Genomic DNA, 14,972 nt, shown 5'->3' on the forward strand with positions numbered 1-14,972 from the left:
TGTCAAGTCGCAGTCAGTGCTTCTTTGGCTACCAAGTCTATCTACCGGGGGAGTGGGCTGAAGATACTTAGCGGCGCCGGTAGGCGGATTTCCCACCGACGTGAGGTTCCTGACGAAGGACGTCCCGGGAAGGGGGCTGTAAAGCCTCTCGGTCCCAAGACCAAGTTTGCCAGCGAGCCTGCGCTCCACGCGATAGGTCGCGAAGAGTACATTGACTTTAGCCATTGTGACCGCCTACGCTGTTAGCGCAGCAAACACAACGCAGCGCAACTCTCAGGCGGCAGGAATAGCTGGCGTGGCGGCGCCCGGCGCCCGCCTCTGCCAATGGTAGGTGTTTCGCCAAAGGGGTGACGACGTCACAATTCAATGCGAAGACCAAGACCGGCGGTTTTCCTCGCATGCCTGCTTTGCGCCCCCGGATGGGCGTTGGCACAGGCTACGGCCGAGGCTGTCCCTGCGTTCAAGCAGGTTGAGTCGCTGGAGGCCAGGGTGCAGGGATGCGTGACCTGTCATGGCCAGAGCGGACAAGGCACGAGCAACGGTTACTACCCACGTATCGCCGGAAAGCCCGCGGGCTATCTCTACAATCAACTGGTGGCCTTCCGGGACGGAACCCGCAAGTACCCGCCCATGAACTACCTKGTCGCATACCTGCCCGATGCCTACCTGCGGGAAATCGCCGACCACTTCGCCAAGCAAAGACCACCGTTCGCGGCCCAGGAGGCCGGAACCACGGATCCCGTCACGGTGGCACGAGGCCAGGCCCTGGTACGCACAGGCGATGCMAGCAAGAATGTCCCCGCGTGCGCGACGTGCCATGGGGCCGGGCTGACTGGCATGGAGCCGGGCATTCCAGGTTTGATCGGGCTACGCCCTACCTATATCGTGGCGCAGCTAACGCGCTGGCGCGTCGGCGACCGGCATGCCGCCGAGCCCGATTGCATGAAGCGCATTGCTACGCGGCTTTCCGATAGCGATATAACGGCGGTAGCAGCGTGGTTGTCGCAGCAGCCCGCGCCGAAGGATCTGTCTCCCGAGTCGTCCAACCTTGTGCGCATGCCTCTGGCGTGCGGCAGCCAGCGATAAGCCATATGCGAACGAGCGCGCGTATTGGGATCGGAGTTGCAGTCCTGCTGGCCGTAGCCGTGGTCGCCATGTACTGGTTCCGCCCCAGCAGGCTTCCTGAAAAAACGGACGCCCGGCCCATCAATGCGACAACTCAGATCATCGGCAGCGGAGAGTATCTCGCCCGCGCCGGCGACTGCGTGGCCTGCCATACGGCACCAAACGGCAAGCCGTTCGCGGGAGGCCGCGCGATGGCTACGCCTTTTGGCAGCCTCTATGTTCCTAACATTACGCCAGACGACGAAACCGGCATTGGCCAATGGACCGCCGACGACTTCTACCGGATGATGCACACCGGCGTCTCGCGTGACGGGGCGCTGTTGTATCCGGCCATGCCGTTCGCCTCCTATACCAAAGTGACACGGGCCGACTCGGATGCGATCTTCGCCTATCTTATGTCCGTCGCACCGGTAAAGCAGGCCAATCGCGCGCACGAGCTGCGCTTCCCCTTCAACAAGCGCGAACTTTTGATCGGCTGGAGAACGCTGTACTTCAAGGAGGGCGAGTACACCGCTGATTCCAAGCAATCCGCGCAATGGAACCGCGGCGCATATCTCGTACAGGGCCTGGGGCACTGCGCGATGTGCCATACGGCTATCAATATGTTGGGCGGTTCGAGCGAGTCGAAAGCATTCGAAGGCGGCATGATCCCCAACCAGAACTGGTATGCGCCTTCACTCACCTCCAACCAGGAGGCCGGGCTAGGAAACTGGTCCATCAAGGACATCACGGACCTCCTGCAAATTGGCGTTTCGCACCGGGCGACGGTGTATGGCCCGATGGCCGAGGTCGTCTACAACAGCCTTCAGTATCTTAGCGATGCCGACGTCGAGGCGATGGCGGTCTATCTCAAGGCATTGCCGCAACGGGATGCCGAACCGCCTCCCACCAGCCAGGCGCGCCTGGTCGATCCGGCTGTGATGGAACTGGGCCGCAAGGTGTACGCACTGCAATGCGCTGTCTGCCACGGCGCGGAAGGCAAAGGGCAGCCGCCGGCATTTCCCCCACTGGCGGGCAATCAGTCCCTCACCATGTTGTCGCCCGTCAATTCCATTCGCATGGTGCTCAACGGCGGCTATGCGCCCGGTACCGCGAAGAACCCGCGGCCTCATGGCATGCCCCCCTTCTCGCATATCCTGAACGATCAAGAGGCGTCTGCCGTAGTCACGTATATCCGTGTTGCTTGGGGCAATAGCGGTACGCCCGTGACACCGGCCCAGGCCAACGATCTTCGTACGCTGCTTCCTGAGTGAGGAAAGTGATGGCCGATCCCATTGAGAGTGAGGAAGCGAGACAACTGGACGTGGAAGTCGCTCGGATCGTCAGCCGCGGCCCGTCGGGGACGTTTGCGATAGCCGGCGTCGCGACCGCCATCGTGATTGCCATCTATTTCGGCTTCTATCTGTTTGTCTATCTGCCGCGAGGCGTGGTTCAGTGAGCGCCGATACCAACTCCCCGGCAAACGACGGCAGCCACCACGCGGAATTTGTCGCCGTCGCGGCAGAACGCCGCTGGGCCATCGTCGTTGGGATCATCATCGCCTCCCTGGTGGCAGTGATGATCATCACCAGCCTTCACTGGGCGGCCATGCCGCCGTCCAGGGTAGAGACCATCGACGTGAAGACCTTGCACATCCGGGGCGAATTCGTTGAAAGCAACTTGGGCACCGCAATGGACAATGACGGCAAGGTGATCGTCCGCGTCGTAGCCCAGCAGTACTCTTTCGTGCCGCAATGCATCGTCGTACCCGCAGACGTGCCCATTACCTTCCGTGCCACCAGCACCGACGTCGTACACGGCTTTATCGTCGGAACAACCAATGCCAACACGATGCTGATCCCGGGTTTCGTGTCGACGTTCACCACCAGGTTTCGCACTACGGGCGAGCAATTGATGCCGTGCCATGAATACTGCGGCACCGGACATGAAGCCATGTGGGGTCGCGTACAAGTGCTAGCGCGCGACGAGTTTCTCGCCAAGACGCGTACAGAAGAAAGGCTGACCTGTGTTCCTCGCTAGAAGACTCGTGCTGGCCCATTTCTGGGTCGCCTTCGTCGCCTTCCTCGGCGCGATCCTGCTTGGCGAATGGCAGATGTACATTCGCAGCCCGCTGCATGCGTGGATCAACAACCCGGAGCACTACTATCGATCGGTGACGGCACACGGCACCGTGATGGCTTACGTGCTGCCCACACTGGTAGCCATGGGCTTCGGCTATGCCATCACGGAACTTGCGCTGAAAAGGCCATTGATCGGCGTGCGATGGGCCTGGGGCGGCTTTTGGCTGGTGGTGGGCGGCACCGCGATGGCAGCCGTCACCATGGCGATTGGCAAGGCGTCGATCCTGTACACGTTCTACCCGCCCATGATTGGAAGCCCGTTCTACTATCTTGGCGTCGTGCTGGTGGTCGTGGGCTCCTGGATCTGGGTTGCGCTGATGGCCATCAACCTGAGGGCGTGGAAGAAAGACAATCCCGGCGCAACTGTTCCGCTGGCGATGTTTGGTAACGTCGCGGGTGCCTACCTGTGGGCCTGGACGTCGCTGGGCGCCGCCATCGAAGTGCTCGTGCTAATCCTTCCCGCATCGCTTGGCCTGACCGACACCATCAACGCGGGCCTGGCGCGGGTCTTTTTCTCGTGGACCCTGCATGCCATCGTCTACTTCTGGCTGATGCCGGCGTATATCGCGTTCTATACGATCGTGCCACGTGCGATTGGAGGAAGGCTGTATAGCGATACGATGGCGCGCGTCGCATTCGTCCTCTTCCTGGTGTTCTCGATGCCCATCGGTATCCACCATCTGTTCGCCGACCCACAAGTGGGTGCCGGGTTCAAGTTTGTGCACGCGGCGATGACCGCCATGGTGTCCGTGCCGACGCTGTTGACCGTGTTCACCATCGTCGCGTCGGTCGAGATTGCCGGAAGGCTGCGTGGCGGCAAAGGGCCGTTCGGCTGGGTCAAGGCGCTGCCTTGGGACAACCCCGTGATGTTGGCGGTGACCTTCTCCTTCATCATGCTTGGCTTCGGCGGTGCGGGGGGCCTGATCAACATGAGCTACCAGCTCAACGAGACCATCCACAACACGCAGTGGGTCACCGGCCACTTTCATCTCATCTTTGCCGGGGCAATCGTCATCATGTACATGGTGGTCGCGTATGACCTATGGCCACAACTGACGCAATGCGAACCGCTGTCAACAGGAATCATGAAGTTGCAACTGTGGCTATGGTTCGTTGGCATGCTAGTGTTGTCGCTGCCATGGCACCTGGTGGGGCTGCTTGGCATGCCGCGACGCATGGCTTACTACGACTACACGCATCCGGCTATCCACCCGCAAGCGTGGACAGTGACAGCATCGGCAGCGGGTGGCTTGTTGCTTGTCATTTCCGCATTTCTCTTTATCTTCGTCCTGGCGCGCGCGCGCAAAGGCACGGCAGGTCCCGCGCCCTATAGCTTCAGCGAGCCTGTCCACGCAGGCGCTCCGGCGCCGGTGGCATTGAACGGATTTGGCCTGTGGGTGGCGATGATGATCAGCCTCACCGTCGTCAACTACGGATACCCCATCGTGCAACTGGCGTCCCTGAAGGAAGCATCCGTGCCGGTGGTACCAATCGGGAGCCGATGATGCACGAAGGCGGCATGTATGCATGGCGCAACCCGTGGTTCCGTTGGAGCGTGGTGTTCCTTTCGGCCTTGACCGTCCTGTCGATACTCGTAGGCTTCGTGTGGCTGCCGTCCGTCCATGGCGACTTCACCGCCCAGGGAATCTGGGCCAGCATTTGCCGCGCGGCCGGCGTACCMGCCGCCTGGAGCAGCGGAGCAGCCGTGAAGGACGGACCCGGCTCGTCCAATGTCGTGCTCGAGCGCGACATGGCGCGGGCCGCCCCCAGCGATTCGATCGGCCGGGGCGCAACGCTCGCACTCAACTGCACCATGTGCCATGGCGCGCAAGGCATGAGCATCTCGAACGCGCCCAATCTTGCCGGGCAGTATCCCGAGGTGGTCATCAAGCAATTGCATGACTACAAGAGCGGCAAGCGCGCAAGTCCGATCATGGAGGCTCTGGCAACGCGTCTGCCCGACAAGGACATCGAAGACCTGGCCGCTTACTTTGCTTCCCTGCCCAAGGCAAGAACCTCCCCGACTACCTACGACGAGTCGCTCCCGTCGCTGGTCCGCGTCGGGGACCCGATGCGCAATATAGCGCCATGCATTTCCTGCCACGGCGGCGTCGACCAGAAGCTGGGCGCCCCGTGGCTGGAAGGCATGCCAAAGGAATACCTGGTAGGGCAACTCAAGGCCTTCGCGCAAGGCAATCGCCACAACGATCCAGAAGCACAGATGCGTAACATGGTGCGGGGGATGAGCGCGCAGGAGATGGAAGAGGTGTCGGCCTTTTACGCCCGCAAAGCAAGTCCGGTGGAAGGAAGATAGCTAGGCAGCTAGAGCCGAGGCGACGATCGTGAGCAGGGCCAGCAAACCCCTGAGGGATTCCGCTGCGAGTTGCCGTGCTACCCTACTCCAGACCCACAGCGGACCACGCATGGGCCCGATCTCTGCCCTGACAGGATGCGTTTGCKGCGCGGAAAATTCACGGCGGTTTGATGTTCGCTGCCTGTTTCCCCTTGGGACCTTGCTTGACTTCAAAACTGACCTTCTGGACCTCCTGAAGCGATTTGAAGCCGTTTCCCTGAACCTCGGAGACGAATACCATGACGCGATGAGCGCGCTTACGGGTTCACRTCCAGCGATACGCCGGCGCAGCGAATCACGCGCAGGTAGGCGACCGTATCCCCGACTGCGGCGGTGGCCTGCTCCGCAAGCGTCCATATGCGCGCAGACTTTTCGGCGCACGCCATCATCGTCTCGAGAGCATCCGAATCTGCAAACCCGTGAGCTGCCGCTGCCCCGAGTACGGCATCGAGAACGCGTCGGGCCGCAACTCGGGCAGCGATCGGCGCCATGGGAGCCCGATACGCAAGAAAGCCTGCCATCAGCAAAAATTCGGCCGGGCTAATGTGCTGGCCATTGCCAACAGGAACACCGTCCGTATCGACTCGATCTTGCGTCATGCATCGCCTCCCTCTTTGGAGCACTTAGCGCTGTGATCGCGCGGATCCGTGCATTCCGTAGCGGATTCGACGATGTGCCCGGTGCTGCACGCGGCTCCGGACGCCGCTTGATGCCTGAGGTGACGCCGCGGGCCGCGCAGAGTTAGTCTAGTACAGGATGAATCGCCAATGCCGGCAAACGCGGCGTCCGATCGCCGCGGGTGTTGCCTCTTAGGTGTGTGTTTCGGTAAGCTGGGCATCGACAGGCATCGACACCGGGTTTATACGACCTTCCACCTTCAACGTGATCGCGCTTTAACGACCGACGGTGAAAAGGCCAATTTTTCGCCATGCCGAGACCCCAAGTCGTAGTATTCTTGATCCGCCTCCTGCTCCMCAGCGATAGCCGCTGCCTCGCTACCCGGGTGAACTGTCGTGCTGCTCTGAAACGATGATGATGAGGCGAATCGCTGCGCTCCCGTTCCCATAGGCCCACAGGAGAGGACGACGTCCAAAGCAACTATCCAGTAATTGTCATCTTTTTGAAGGCTTCGAAACACTTCGCGAACATCGCCGATGCCTGGCGAGTCCGTGCGGGTGACTGATCCCGGCCACGCCGACTATTCTCTTCGAGGGCATTAATGAAAACGCTGTTTCTCCAGGCACCTTCATTTGAAGGCTTCGATGGCGGAGCGGGCTCACGCTTCCAGACGAAGCGCGAGATTCGATCATTCTGGTATCCGACGTGGCTCGTCCAGCCCGCTGCGCTGGTCGAGGATAGCCGCGTCGTGGATGCTCCCGCAGATGGCCTGTCGCTGGACACGACACTCGACATTGCTCAGGAATACGAACTGATCATCATTCACACGAGCTCTCCATMGTTCCAGAGTGACGTTCAATTCGCAGAGCACTTAAAACGGCGCAAGCCCCCGATCCTCATTGGGATGATCGGGGCAAAAGTCGCCGTCGATCCTCACGGCTCACTGACCGCGAGCGACGCACTCGACTTCGTGTGCCGTGAAGAATTCGACTTCACTTGTCGCGAGATCGCGCAGGGCCTCCCGTTCGAATCGATTCTAGGTCTGAGCTATCGTCTGCCCGACGGCGGGATCATGCACAACGACGCCMGACCCATTCTCGAAGACATGGACCAGTTACCGTTCGTTTCGCCCATCTATAAGCGCGACCTGACACCGGAGAACTACTTCAGCGGCTACCTCAAACATCCGTATCTGTCGCTCTACACGGGGCGAGGCTGCAAATCCAGGTGCACCTTTTGCCTCTGGCCGCATACGGTCGGGGGTCATCGCTACCGCACGCGTTCGGTAGAGAACGTTCTCGAAGAAGTGAAATGGATTAGGGACAACATGCCCGAAATCAAAGAGATCATGTTCGACGACGATACCTTTACGGATCTCAGACCGAGAGCCGAGGAGATCGCTCGTGGTCTTGGCAAGTTAGGCGTGACGTKGTCGTGCAACGCAAAGGCGAACGTGCCCTATTCAACACTTAAGGTGATGAAAGAAAATGGGTTGCGGCTCTTGCTGGTCGGGTACGAATCCGGCGACGACCAGATTCTCGTGAACGTCAAGAAGGGCCTGCGGACCGATATGGCCCGCCGATTCAGTGACGATTGCCGCAAGCTCGGCATCAAGATCCACGGCACGTTCATTCTTGGGCTTCCCGGCGAGACGCACGAAACAATCCAGAAGACGATCAAATACGCGAAAGAGATCAATCCCCACACGATCCAGGTGTCACTCGCTGCGCCCTATCCGGGTACCGTCCTTCATAAGCAAGCGGTCGAAAACKGATGGTTKAATGAAGGCAAGGTCATCGCCCTCATCAATTCGGCAGGCACCCAGGCTTCCACTATCGGCTATCCGCACCTGTCGCGCGAAGAGATCTACCTTGGCGTTGAGGAGTTCTACAAGCGCTTTTATTTCAGACCAACCAAGATCTGGGAAATCGTCCGCGAAATGCTGGTGAGTTGGGAGATGATGAAACGGCGCCTGCAGGAAGGCGTAGAGTTCTTCAGATATCTCCGTGCGCGCTAGGCATGAGGCCCGGTGCACCTTTCATCACAACGGCGTCGCGCGCCCCCATGGGCCTCGACTCTGGCGAGTCAGCACTCAGGGCTATCGCAACAACGATCGAGGTACATATAAAAATACGACGGCTACCGGCTGCTGGCCGCCACCGGCACGACGGCGCTCCAGGGATCAGCCGAAGGCATGACGCCCCGGCCTTAGGCGCGCCGACACCTACCGAAGGTGCTCAGTCAAACGGCCAATAGCGACGCTTCGTACACTCCATTACCATCCCATCTGCATGACTTTGATGGACGGCCCCGCCGCTGCCGTTCCCCCACATCCTGCACCAAGCAGCGGCGGTCTTTTTGCTTGCGGGAATCATCAACTACTTCTCATCGACGCTGCTCCTGACCTCGTGCTCGAGATCGGCCAGCCGCTCCCTGCTCCGCCGTGCGCTCAAGGGCAGGCCACCACCGCCGCCTCCAGCCTGATGCAGGCCCCCGACCAAGGCACCGAAGGACACCGCTCGCCTCAGGTCACGGCGCTCACGAAGGCCTCGAACGCGCTGGCCTCCACCGGCGGACAGAAGAAGTGGCCTTGCCCGTAGTCGCAGCCGGCAGCCAGCAGGATGTCGCGCTGCGACTCGGTCTCGACGCCCTCGGCAATCACGCGGATGCGCAGAGCATGCGCCATGCTGATGATGGCGCGGCACAAGGCCACGTCGTCCGGGCCGCGCGTCAGCGAGCGAATGAAGGACTGGTCGATCTTGATGTAGTCAATGTCCAAGCGCCGAAKGTACGACAAGGACGAGTAGCCGGTGCCGAAGTCGTCGAGCGCGATCTCCATGCCGGCTGCCTGGAAGCGGGAGAGCTGGTCCATGACATCGGCGTTCTGCTCCATCAGCGAGCCTTCGGTGATCTCGATGACGAGGCTGCCCACCGGCACGTTCCTGCGCTCGATCATGCTGGACCAGGACTCGGGCCCGCTCGCGGGCGCGCAGAACTCCACTGGTGATTTATTGACCGAGATCTGGAAGCCCTTGCCCAGCAGCACCTGCCAGCGCGCAAGCTGGTCCAGCGCTTCCGTCAGCACCCAGCGGCCGATGTCGATGATGAGGCCGGATTCCTCCGCAACGGCAATGAAATCGGCCGGGCGGATCGGCCCGCGCACCGGATGGTCCCAGCGGATCAGGGCCTCGGCCTTGCAGACCTTGCCCGTGCGCAGATTGACAATGGGCTGRTAGTGCAGCGCGAACTGCCCGGACACCAGGGCCGTGCGCAGGTCCTGCGTGATGCGCAGGCGCTCCCTCTCCGCCTGCAGCAGCGCCTGGGTGAAGACCTTCCAGCGATTGCGGCCCTCCTGCTTGGCGGCAAACATCGCCCGGTCGGCGCACACCAGCATGGCCTCGGCGTTATCGGCGTCCTTGGGGTAGGTCGCCACGCCGATGCTGGCAGACACCACCACCAGCTCGCCGGCCAGGCGGTAAGGCGCGGCAATCCCCTCCAGGATCGCCTGGGCAATATCCCCGACAACGCCGGCATCGCCCACCGCGGGCAGGATCACGGTGAACTCGTCGCCGGCCAGCCGCGCCACGGTATCCGACGCGCGCACCGATGCCGCAATGCGCCGCGCCGCCTCCAGCAGCAACAGGTCGCCCTGGTCGTGGCCGAGGGTATMGTTCACCTCCTTGAAGCGATCCAGGTCGATGAACAGCAGCGCCAGCACATCCTGCGTGCCGCGCGAACGCTCGATTTCCTGCTCCAGCCGGTCGAAGAACAGGCGGCGGTTGGGCAGATCCGTGAGCGCATCGAAATTCGCCTGGTGTCGGATGACTTCCTCCGCCTGGCGCTTCTCGGTCATGTCATGGATCAGCGCAACGCGGCGGCGCTCGCCGTACGCGTGGGCCAGGTAGGTATCCACGGTCAGGTAGGCGGGAAACTCGCTGCCGTCCTTGCGGCGGATCGAGAATTCGCCGCTCCATTTGCCCTTGGCTGCCACGGTGGCCCGCAGGCGTTCGACCAGCCCTGCCGCATTGCCTGCCCCGCCGACGCTATGGCCCGAGCGGCCCTTGATCTCCTCGACTGTAAAGCCGGTGGCGGCGGCAAAGGCCGGATTCACGTCGATGATGGTGCCATCGAGCGACGTCACCACCATGGCCTCGCTGCTGGACGAATAGACCAGCGAAGCCAGCCGCATCTCCTCCATATGGCGCCGCCGCTCCGCCATGGAGCGGCGCAGGCTGTAGTACAACAGGCCAAGCAGCAGCGTGGAAGCAATGGCACCGGCCAAGGCAACGCGGCGATAGACCTCGTAGGGCGCCAGCACCAGGCCGACCGACTCGCCCACCACGAAACTGAGCCCGAACTCCGGCACACGGTAATAGCCGAAGACCCGCTCCACGCCTTCGGAGCCCGACACCGCCCKATAACTACCAGACTGGGGCGACTCGCTGGCGAGGTACGGCCTGTTGCTGACCGCCCGTGCCAGCGTGCCCTCCAGGGCCGGCACGCGCGCAATGACCTGGCCGGAAGTCTTGATGACCGACGCCACCTCTCCATCGCGGTTAGTGAACGTCTGCGCAAAGCTGGCGAACTGTTCCGGACTGACCGAKACCACGATGACCCCGTCGAAGTTGCCCGCGCGCAGGATGGGGCGCGTGAACTGGATCGACCATTTGCGCGAGACCTTGCCCTTCACCGGGTCGCTGATGAACAGCATGTCGCGCCCGCCCGCGTTGTGATGGACCTGGAAATGCTCGCGCCCGCTCAGGTCGACCTTCTMGCCGGGCGCGGGCGGGGCGATGGACGAGTAGATGAGCCGGCCATGCTTGTCGATCACTGCCACCTGGAACGACAGGTCTACCACCAGGTTCTCCCGCTCACGCACCATGTCGATGAAGCCCGGCTGGCCGACCAGCCAACTGGCGCGCAGGTCGAGGAGGAACTCGGACAGCCGCAGGATGCTGGATTTCGAGTACGCGCCGAACGCCTGGGCCTGCGCCTGGGTACGCTCCGCKGCGTCGTGCAGCAAGCGGTCCCKCTCGCTCACGAGCTGAAACGCCGCGAACGCCCATGTTGCAATCARCMAYGCCKCYGCCCCCAGGTTCAACGGGGAAAAGACCTGGCGCAGGCGCTGCAGCGCCTTGCCATATCGGGTGGTCGAGCGTTCTGGCATCAAATGGGTATCGCAGCGCAGCGAAGAGTCGACATCGATAGCAGGCTAATCGAGGTCAGCGAACCCGACAAGTAGCAAGCACTCTAGTCCCGTGCTCACTGCGTGGAGACGAGCCGGCACGTGCCTAAAACGTCACGTCGTGGTCATGCCCCGCTCGACTCGCGGGTGGCCGGGCCGCGCTGGCGCCCCCCCCTGCTCGTCGTCCCGTTCTTGGCGCGGCCCTCCGCTTCCCTCCCACTACCGCGTCAGCGGTTTAGTACAAAGCAAATATCTGAAGCCTAAGATATTTACGAATCCCGGCCATCCCTCAATTCGGCTCGCGATCCGAGTTCCCTGCTTCGCCGTCTAGCCAGAACCGATTCGCTTTATTTTGATCGCGTCTCTCGTCCGTTCCACGCGTCCGGCGCATTGCGCCGGACGTAGTCCATACCTCAATATCCGCGTGCTGGATCGATGATGTTGTCCGGCGATTCGTCGGCGGAAACGCGAATAATATTCTCCGCAATCTGTCTTGCCGCGGATGACGGAATCGCCACCGAAGCCAGGTGGGGGGTGATCAGTACATTGGGCATGCTCCACAGCGGATCCCCGGCAGGCAAAGGTTCGCGCTCGAAAACGTCCAGGGTTGCCCCGCCGATGTGGCCGCTTTGGAGCAGGTCCGTGAGCGCCGCCTGATCGACCAGTGCGCCCCGCGCAACGTTGATGAAGGCCGCGCCTCGCGGCAGCCGCTCGAGTCGCGCCCGATCCAGGATGCCAGCCGTCTGCGGCGTGAGCGGCAGCATCACGACGACAATGTCCGCCTGTCCGAGCACGGTGTCGAGCKTTTCCAGTCCGGCAAAGCACTCCACGCCTTCGATCTGCGCCGGGCTGCGCGACCAGCCGATCACCTTGAACCCCTGGCGCTGCAGTTCGTGGGCCGCTTTCGCGCCMAGCTGACCGAGCCCCAGAACCGCCACGCGGATGTCTTCCGGAGAACGGGGATGACGGTAGGCCCACTCACCCCGCCGCTGCGCCTGCTCGAAGTACGGGATGTCCCGGGCGTGCCGCAGCACAGAGAACAGCACGTACCCCGCCATCATGCGAGCCATCTGCGGGTCCGTGAGCCGTGTGATCGGAATGCCTGGGGGAAGATCCTGCCGCTGGACCAGTGAATCCACCCCCGCCCCCAGATTGACGATCAGGCGCAGGTTCGTCATCCCGGCAAAAAAATTCTCCGGCGGCTTCCAGGCGAGCGCGTAGTGAATGTCGGCCGGCCGCGTGATGTCGCTGGAGTGAATGACTTTCAGATTCGGCAGCTGGGCCTGGAGCGCGCGCTTCCACGTGTCGAAATCGTCGAATGCGCTGTAGAAGGCCAGCGCGCCCGAGGGGGTGTCTTCAGAAATTGGCATCTTGGCAACTGCATTGAGGAAAATGGCAAGGACGGCAGCGAGAGTACACCTTGCTGCCGCTCCGCGTGCGCGTGGGAAATCAGACCGCTGCTCTGCCCTTCTGTACCAGCCGCGTGACGGCCTCGATGGCAAATTCGTAGCCGTCGCCGCCCAGCCCGGCGATCACGCCATCCGCAGCCTTGGAGATGTAGGAATGGTGGCGGAACGGCTCGCGCTTCCAGATGTTGCTCATATGGGTTTCGATGATCGGACCGGGGAAAGACAGCAAGGCATCGAGGATCGGAACCGACGAGTAGGTCAGGCCGGCCGCATTGATGATGATGCCGTCCGCCACGCCGCGCGCTTCCTGGATCCAGTCGACCAGTTGTCCCTCGTAGTTCGACTGCAAAAAGCGCAGGTCGGCATTCAGGGACTCGGCCTTTTGCTCGCATCGTGACTGCAGCACCGGAAAGCTGTCGCTGCCGTACGTCTTGTTGGCGTCCAGGCCATAAAGATTGGCATTGGGGCCGTTCAGGAACCAGATGGTGACCTTTTTGCTCATGTTCAAAGACCTCTGTATCTCAACCTTCGTGGGGGCGCGTGGCCTGCATGGCGGGCAGGCTTTGGAAAGTCTCATTCCAGCGTGCCGCGTTGCCGTATTGGGCGCGCCAATCGAATTCGGGAAACCGGAAGTCCAGATACCCCAGCGCGCAGCCGATGGTGATTTCACCGATAGTGGGCTGTTCTTCCACCAGGTCCGCTGCGATGGCGTCGATTGACTCGAGGCAGGCGCTGACTTTCGTCAGCAGCGCTTCGCGCCACGTGGGCCACTGGACTTCCTCGGGGCGCGCCGTCCGTTCGTAGCGTGCGAGCAGCGCGGCGTCGAGCAGGCCATCGCCGAGCGCCTGGCGGGTCAGGGCCGTCCACCGCGCGGGGCCGGAGGCGGGAAAGATGTCCGCGGCGCCTGCCCGGCTGGCCAGGTACTCGCAAATCACCCGACTGTCATAGATGGACCGGCCATTTTCCAGGATCAGCGTCGGGACCTTTGCGAGCGGGTTGTGGGCCGCGATGCGCGGGTCGCGCCGCACCGGATGGGCGGCGCTGTCCAGCAGCTCGATGTATTCGGCCTGCCCCGTCAGGTGTGCGCAGACCATGACCTTGCGCACGAATGGCGAGGTCGGAGCGAAAAGAAGTTTCAGCATGCTTTATTGACAGGCTCTAGGGGATCAGGACCAGCTTGCCGAAGACCTTGCCGCTCTCCAGCATCTGGTGGGACGCGACCGCCTCCGCGAGCGGAAAGGTGGCGTGGATGCGCGGCTTGACCCGTCCGCTCTTCAGCAGCGGGATGACATGGCGGGCAATGCTCTGAGCCATCCGGGTTTTCTCGTAATGGCTCTGGGGGCGCATGGTGGACGAGTGCAGGCTCACCTGGCGCTGCATCAGCGTCAGCAGTTCGACATTGACCGCCGAACCCTGCATGAAGGACAGGCTGACATGGCGGCCGCCGAAGGCCATGGCGGCAAGATTGCGGCGGACATAGTCGCCGCCTACGATATCGATTACCACGTCGACCCCGCGCCCCTCGGTGTACTTCAGGCAGGCCTCGGTGAAATCGGTAGTGGGCCAGCAGACCGTCGCATCGGCGCCCATGGCGCGCAATTCTGGAAAGCGGCTTTCGTCGTTGTCCGTGACGATGACGGTTGCGCCGGCGGCGTGCGCCATGCGGATTGCGAGCGTGCCGATACCGCMGGCTGCACCGTGGACCAGGACGGTTTCGCCCATGGCCAGGCGGCCCAACTCGAACAGGTTGTGCCACACGGTGAACAGCCCCTCGGGCAAGGCGGCTGCCTCGGCATCGGAAAGCGTGCCGGGCACGATGAAGGACTGATCGACCGGCGCCGTACACCACGGCGCATAGCCGCCGCCGGGCACCAGGCTCATCAGCCGCCGACCCATCAGCTGACTGTCCACACCGGGACCGCAGGCCACCACTTCGCCGCAGACTTCCAGGCCGAGCACGTCGGTGATGCCGGGCGCCGGCTTCGCGATACCTTGACGCTGCATGATGTCGGGCCGGTTGACGCCGGCGGCGAGCACGCGCAGCAGGACTTCGCCAGCACCGGGCTCGGGCATGGGGCGCTCGGCCAGCGTCAACACACTGGCGTCGCCGGGTTCACGGGCGATGATGGCTTGCATCGAGCGGGGGAGACTGGTCATGGGTG

Annotated in this window: 14 protein-coding genes; 7 read left to right on the forward strand and 7 right to left on the reverse strand. The window is 62.3% G+C overall.

The genetic code is table 11. From position 1 onward, the window contains the following. Positions 1-366 precede the first annotated feature (366 nt). The 6 genes from AC1DKV_RS18035 to AC1DKV_RS18060 are packed head-to-tail and all read left to right on the forward strand — an operon-like array spanning position 367 to position 5,559. Positions 367-1,086: a c-type cytochrome gene (locus tag AC1DKV_RS18035; protein ID WP_441620881.1), complete on the forward strand. Its 720-nt coding sequence runs from the start codon at positions 367-369 to the stop codon at positions 1,084-1,086. Between the two features lie 5 nt (positions 1,087-1,091). Beyond that, on the forward strand, positions 1,092-2,378 hold the full coding sequence (locus tag AC1DKV_RS18040) for a c-type cytochrome (RefSeq protein WP_441620883.1): 1,287 nt from the start codon (positions 1,092-1,094) through the stop codon (positions 2,376-2,378). Positions 2,379-2,386: 8 nt separating this feature from the next. After that, complete coding sequence (locus AC1DKV_RS18045; RefSeq protein WP_441620885.1) at positions 2,387-2,563, forward strand: hypothetical protein; 177 nt, start codon at positions 2,387-2,389, stop codon at positions 2,561-2,563. Next, entirely contained in the window at positions 2,560-3,144 is a 585-nt protein-coding gene (locus AC1DKV_RS18050; protein ID WP_441620887.1) for a cupredoxin domain-containing protein, read from the forward strand. Before AC1DKV_RS18045 ends, AC1DKV_RS18050 begins: the two co-directional genes overlap by 4 nt. Then, positions 3,131-4,750: a cbb3-type cytochrome c oxidase subunit I gene (locus AC1DKV_RS18055; protein WP_441620889.1), complete on the forward strand. Its 1,620-nt coding sequence runs from the start codon at positions 3,131-3,133 to the stop codon at positions 4,748-4,750. The genes AC1DKV_RS18050 and AC1DKV_RS18055 overlap by 14 nt, the downstream gene beginning before the upstream one ends. Further along, on the forward strand, positions 4,747-5,559 hold the full coding sequence (locus AC1DKV_RS18060; RefSeq protein WP_441620891.1) for a c-type cytochrome: 813 nt from the start codon (positions 4,747-4,749) through the stop codon (positions 5,557-5,559). Before AC1DKV_RS18055 ends, AC1DKV_RS18060 begins: the two co-directional genes overlap by 4 nt. A 157-nt stretch (positions 5,560-5,716) precedes the next feature. On the opposite strand, the gene AC1DKV_RS18065 is transcribed toward AC1DKV_RS18060, so the two are convergent. Both AC1DKV_RS18065 and AC1DKV_RS18070 read right to left on the reverse strand, forming a co-directional pair. Then, positions 5,717-5,839 carry a cold-shock protein gene (locus AC1DKV_RS18065; RefSeq protein WP_441620893.1) on the reverse strand — a complete coding sequence of 41 codons (123 nt, stop codon included), beginning with the start codon at positions 5,837-5,839 and terminating at the stop codon, positions 5,717-5,719. A 16-nt stretch (positions 5,840-5,855) separates the two neighbouring features. Then, positions 5,856-6,197 (reverse strand): hypothetical protein, encoded by a 342-nt coding sequence (locus AC1DKV_RS18070; RefSeq protein WP_441620895.1) that lies wholly within the window; start codon positions 6,195-6,197, stop codon positions 5,856-5,858. 620 nt (positions 6,198-6,817) lie between these two features. On the opposite strand from AC1DKV_RS18070, the gene hpnJ reads away from it, so the two are divergent. Continuing rightward, positions 6,818-8,233, forward strand: a complete 1,416-nt coding sequence (gene hpnJ / locus AC1DKV_RS18075; protein WP_477137741.1) for a hopanoid biosynthesis associated radical SAM protein HpnJ — start codon at positions 6,818-6,820, stop codon at positions 8,231-8,233. Positions 8,234-8,740: 507 nt separating this feature from the next. Here hpnJ and AC1DKV_RS18080 read toward each other — a convergent pair. The 5 genes from AC1DKV_RS18080 to AC1DKV_RS18100 form a co-directional block, all read right to left on the reverse strand. Continuing rightward, positions 8,741-11,383 carry a bifunctional diguanylate cyclase/phosphodiesterase gene (locus tag AC1DKV_RS18080; RefSeq protein ID WP_477137742.1) on the reverse strand — a complete coding sequence of 881 codons (2,643 nt, stop codon included), beginning with the start codon at positions 11,381-11,383 and terminating at the stop codon, positions 8,741-8,743. Between the two features lie 431 nt (positions 11,384-11,814). Then, a complete protein-coding gene (locus tag AC1DKV_RS18085; RefSeq protein ID WP_477137743.1) occupies positions 11,815-12,771 on the reverse strand; it encodes a 2-hydroxyacid dehydrogenase in 957 nt (318 codons plus the stop codon). A 79-nt stretch (positions 12,772-12,850) separates the two neighbouring features. Further along, complete coding sequence (locus AC1DKV_RS18090; protein WP_441620903.1) at positions 12,851-13,312, reverse strand: type II 3-dehydroquinate dehydratase; 462 nt, start codon at positions 13,310-13,312, stop codon at positions 12,851-12,853. 19 nt (positions 13,313-13,331) lie between these two features. Further along, entirely contained in the window at positions 13,332-13,952 is a 621-nt protein-coding gene (locus AC1DKV_RS18095; RefSeq protein ID WP_441620905.1) for a glutathione S-transferase, read from the reverse strand. 16 nt (positions 13,953-13,968) lie between these two features. After that, the gene (locus AC1DKV_RS18100; RefSeq protein ID WP_477137744.1) at positions 13,969-14,967 is read right to left on the reverse strand and encodes an NAD(P)H-quinone oxidoreductase; all 999 of its coding nucleotides are present in this window, start codon (positions 14,965-14,967) and stop codon (positions 13,969-13,971) included. Positions 14,968-14,972 lie beyond the last annotated feature (5 nt).

This window comes from Cupriavidus sp. 05T41 (assembly GCF_056396525.1).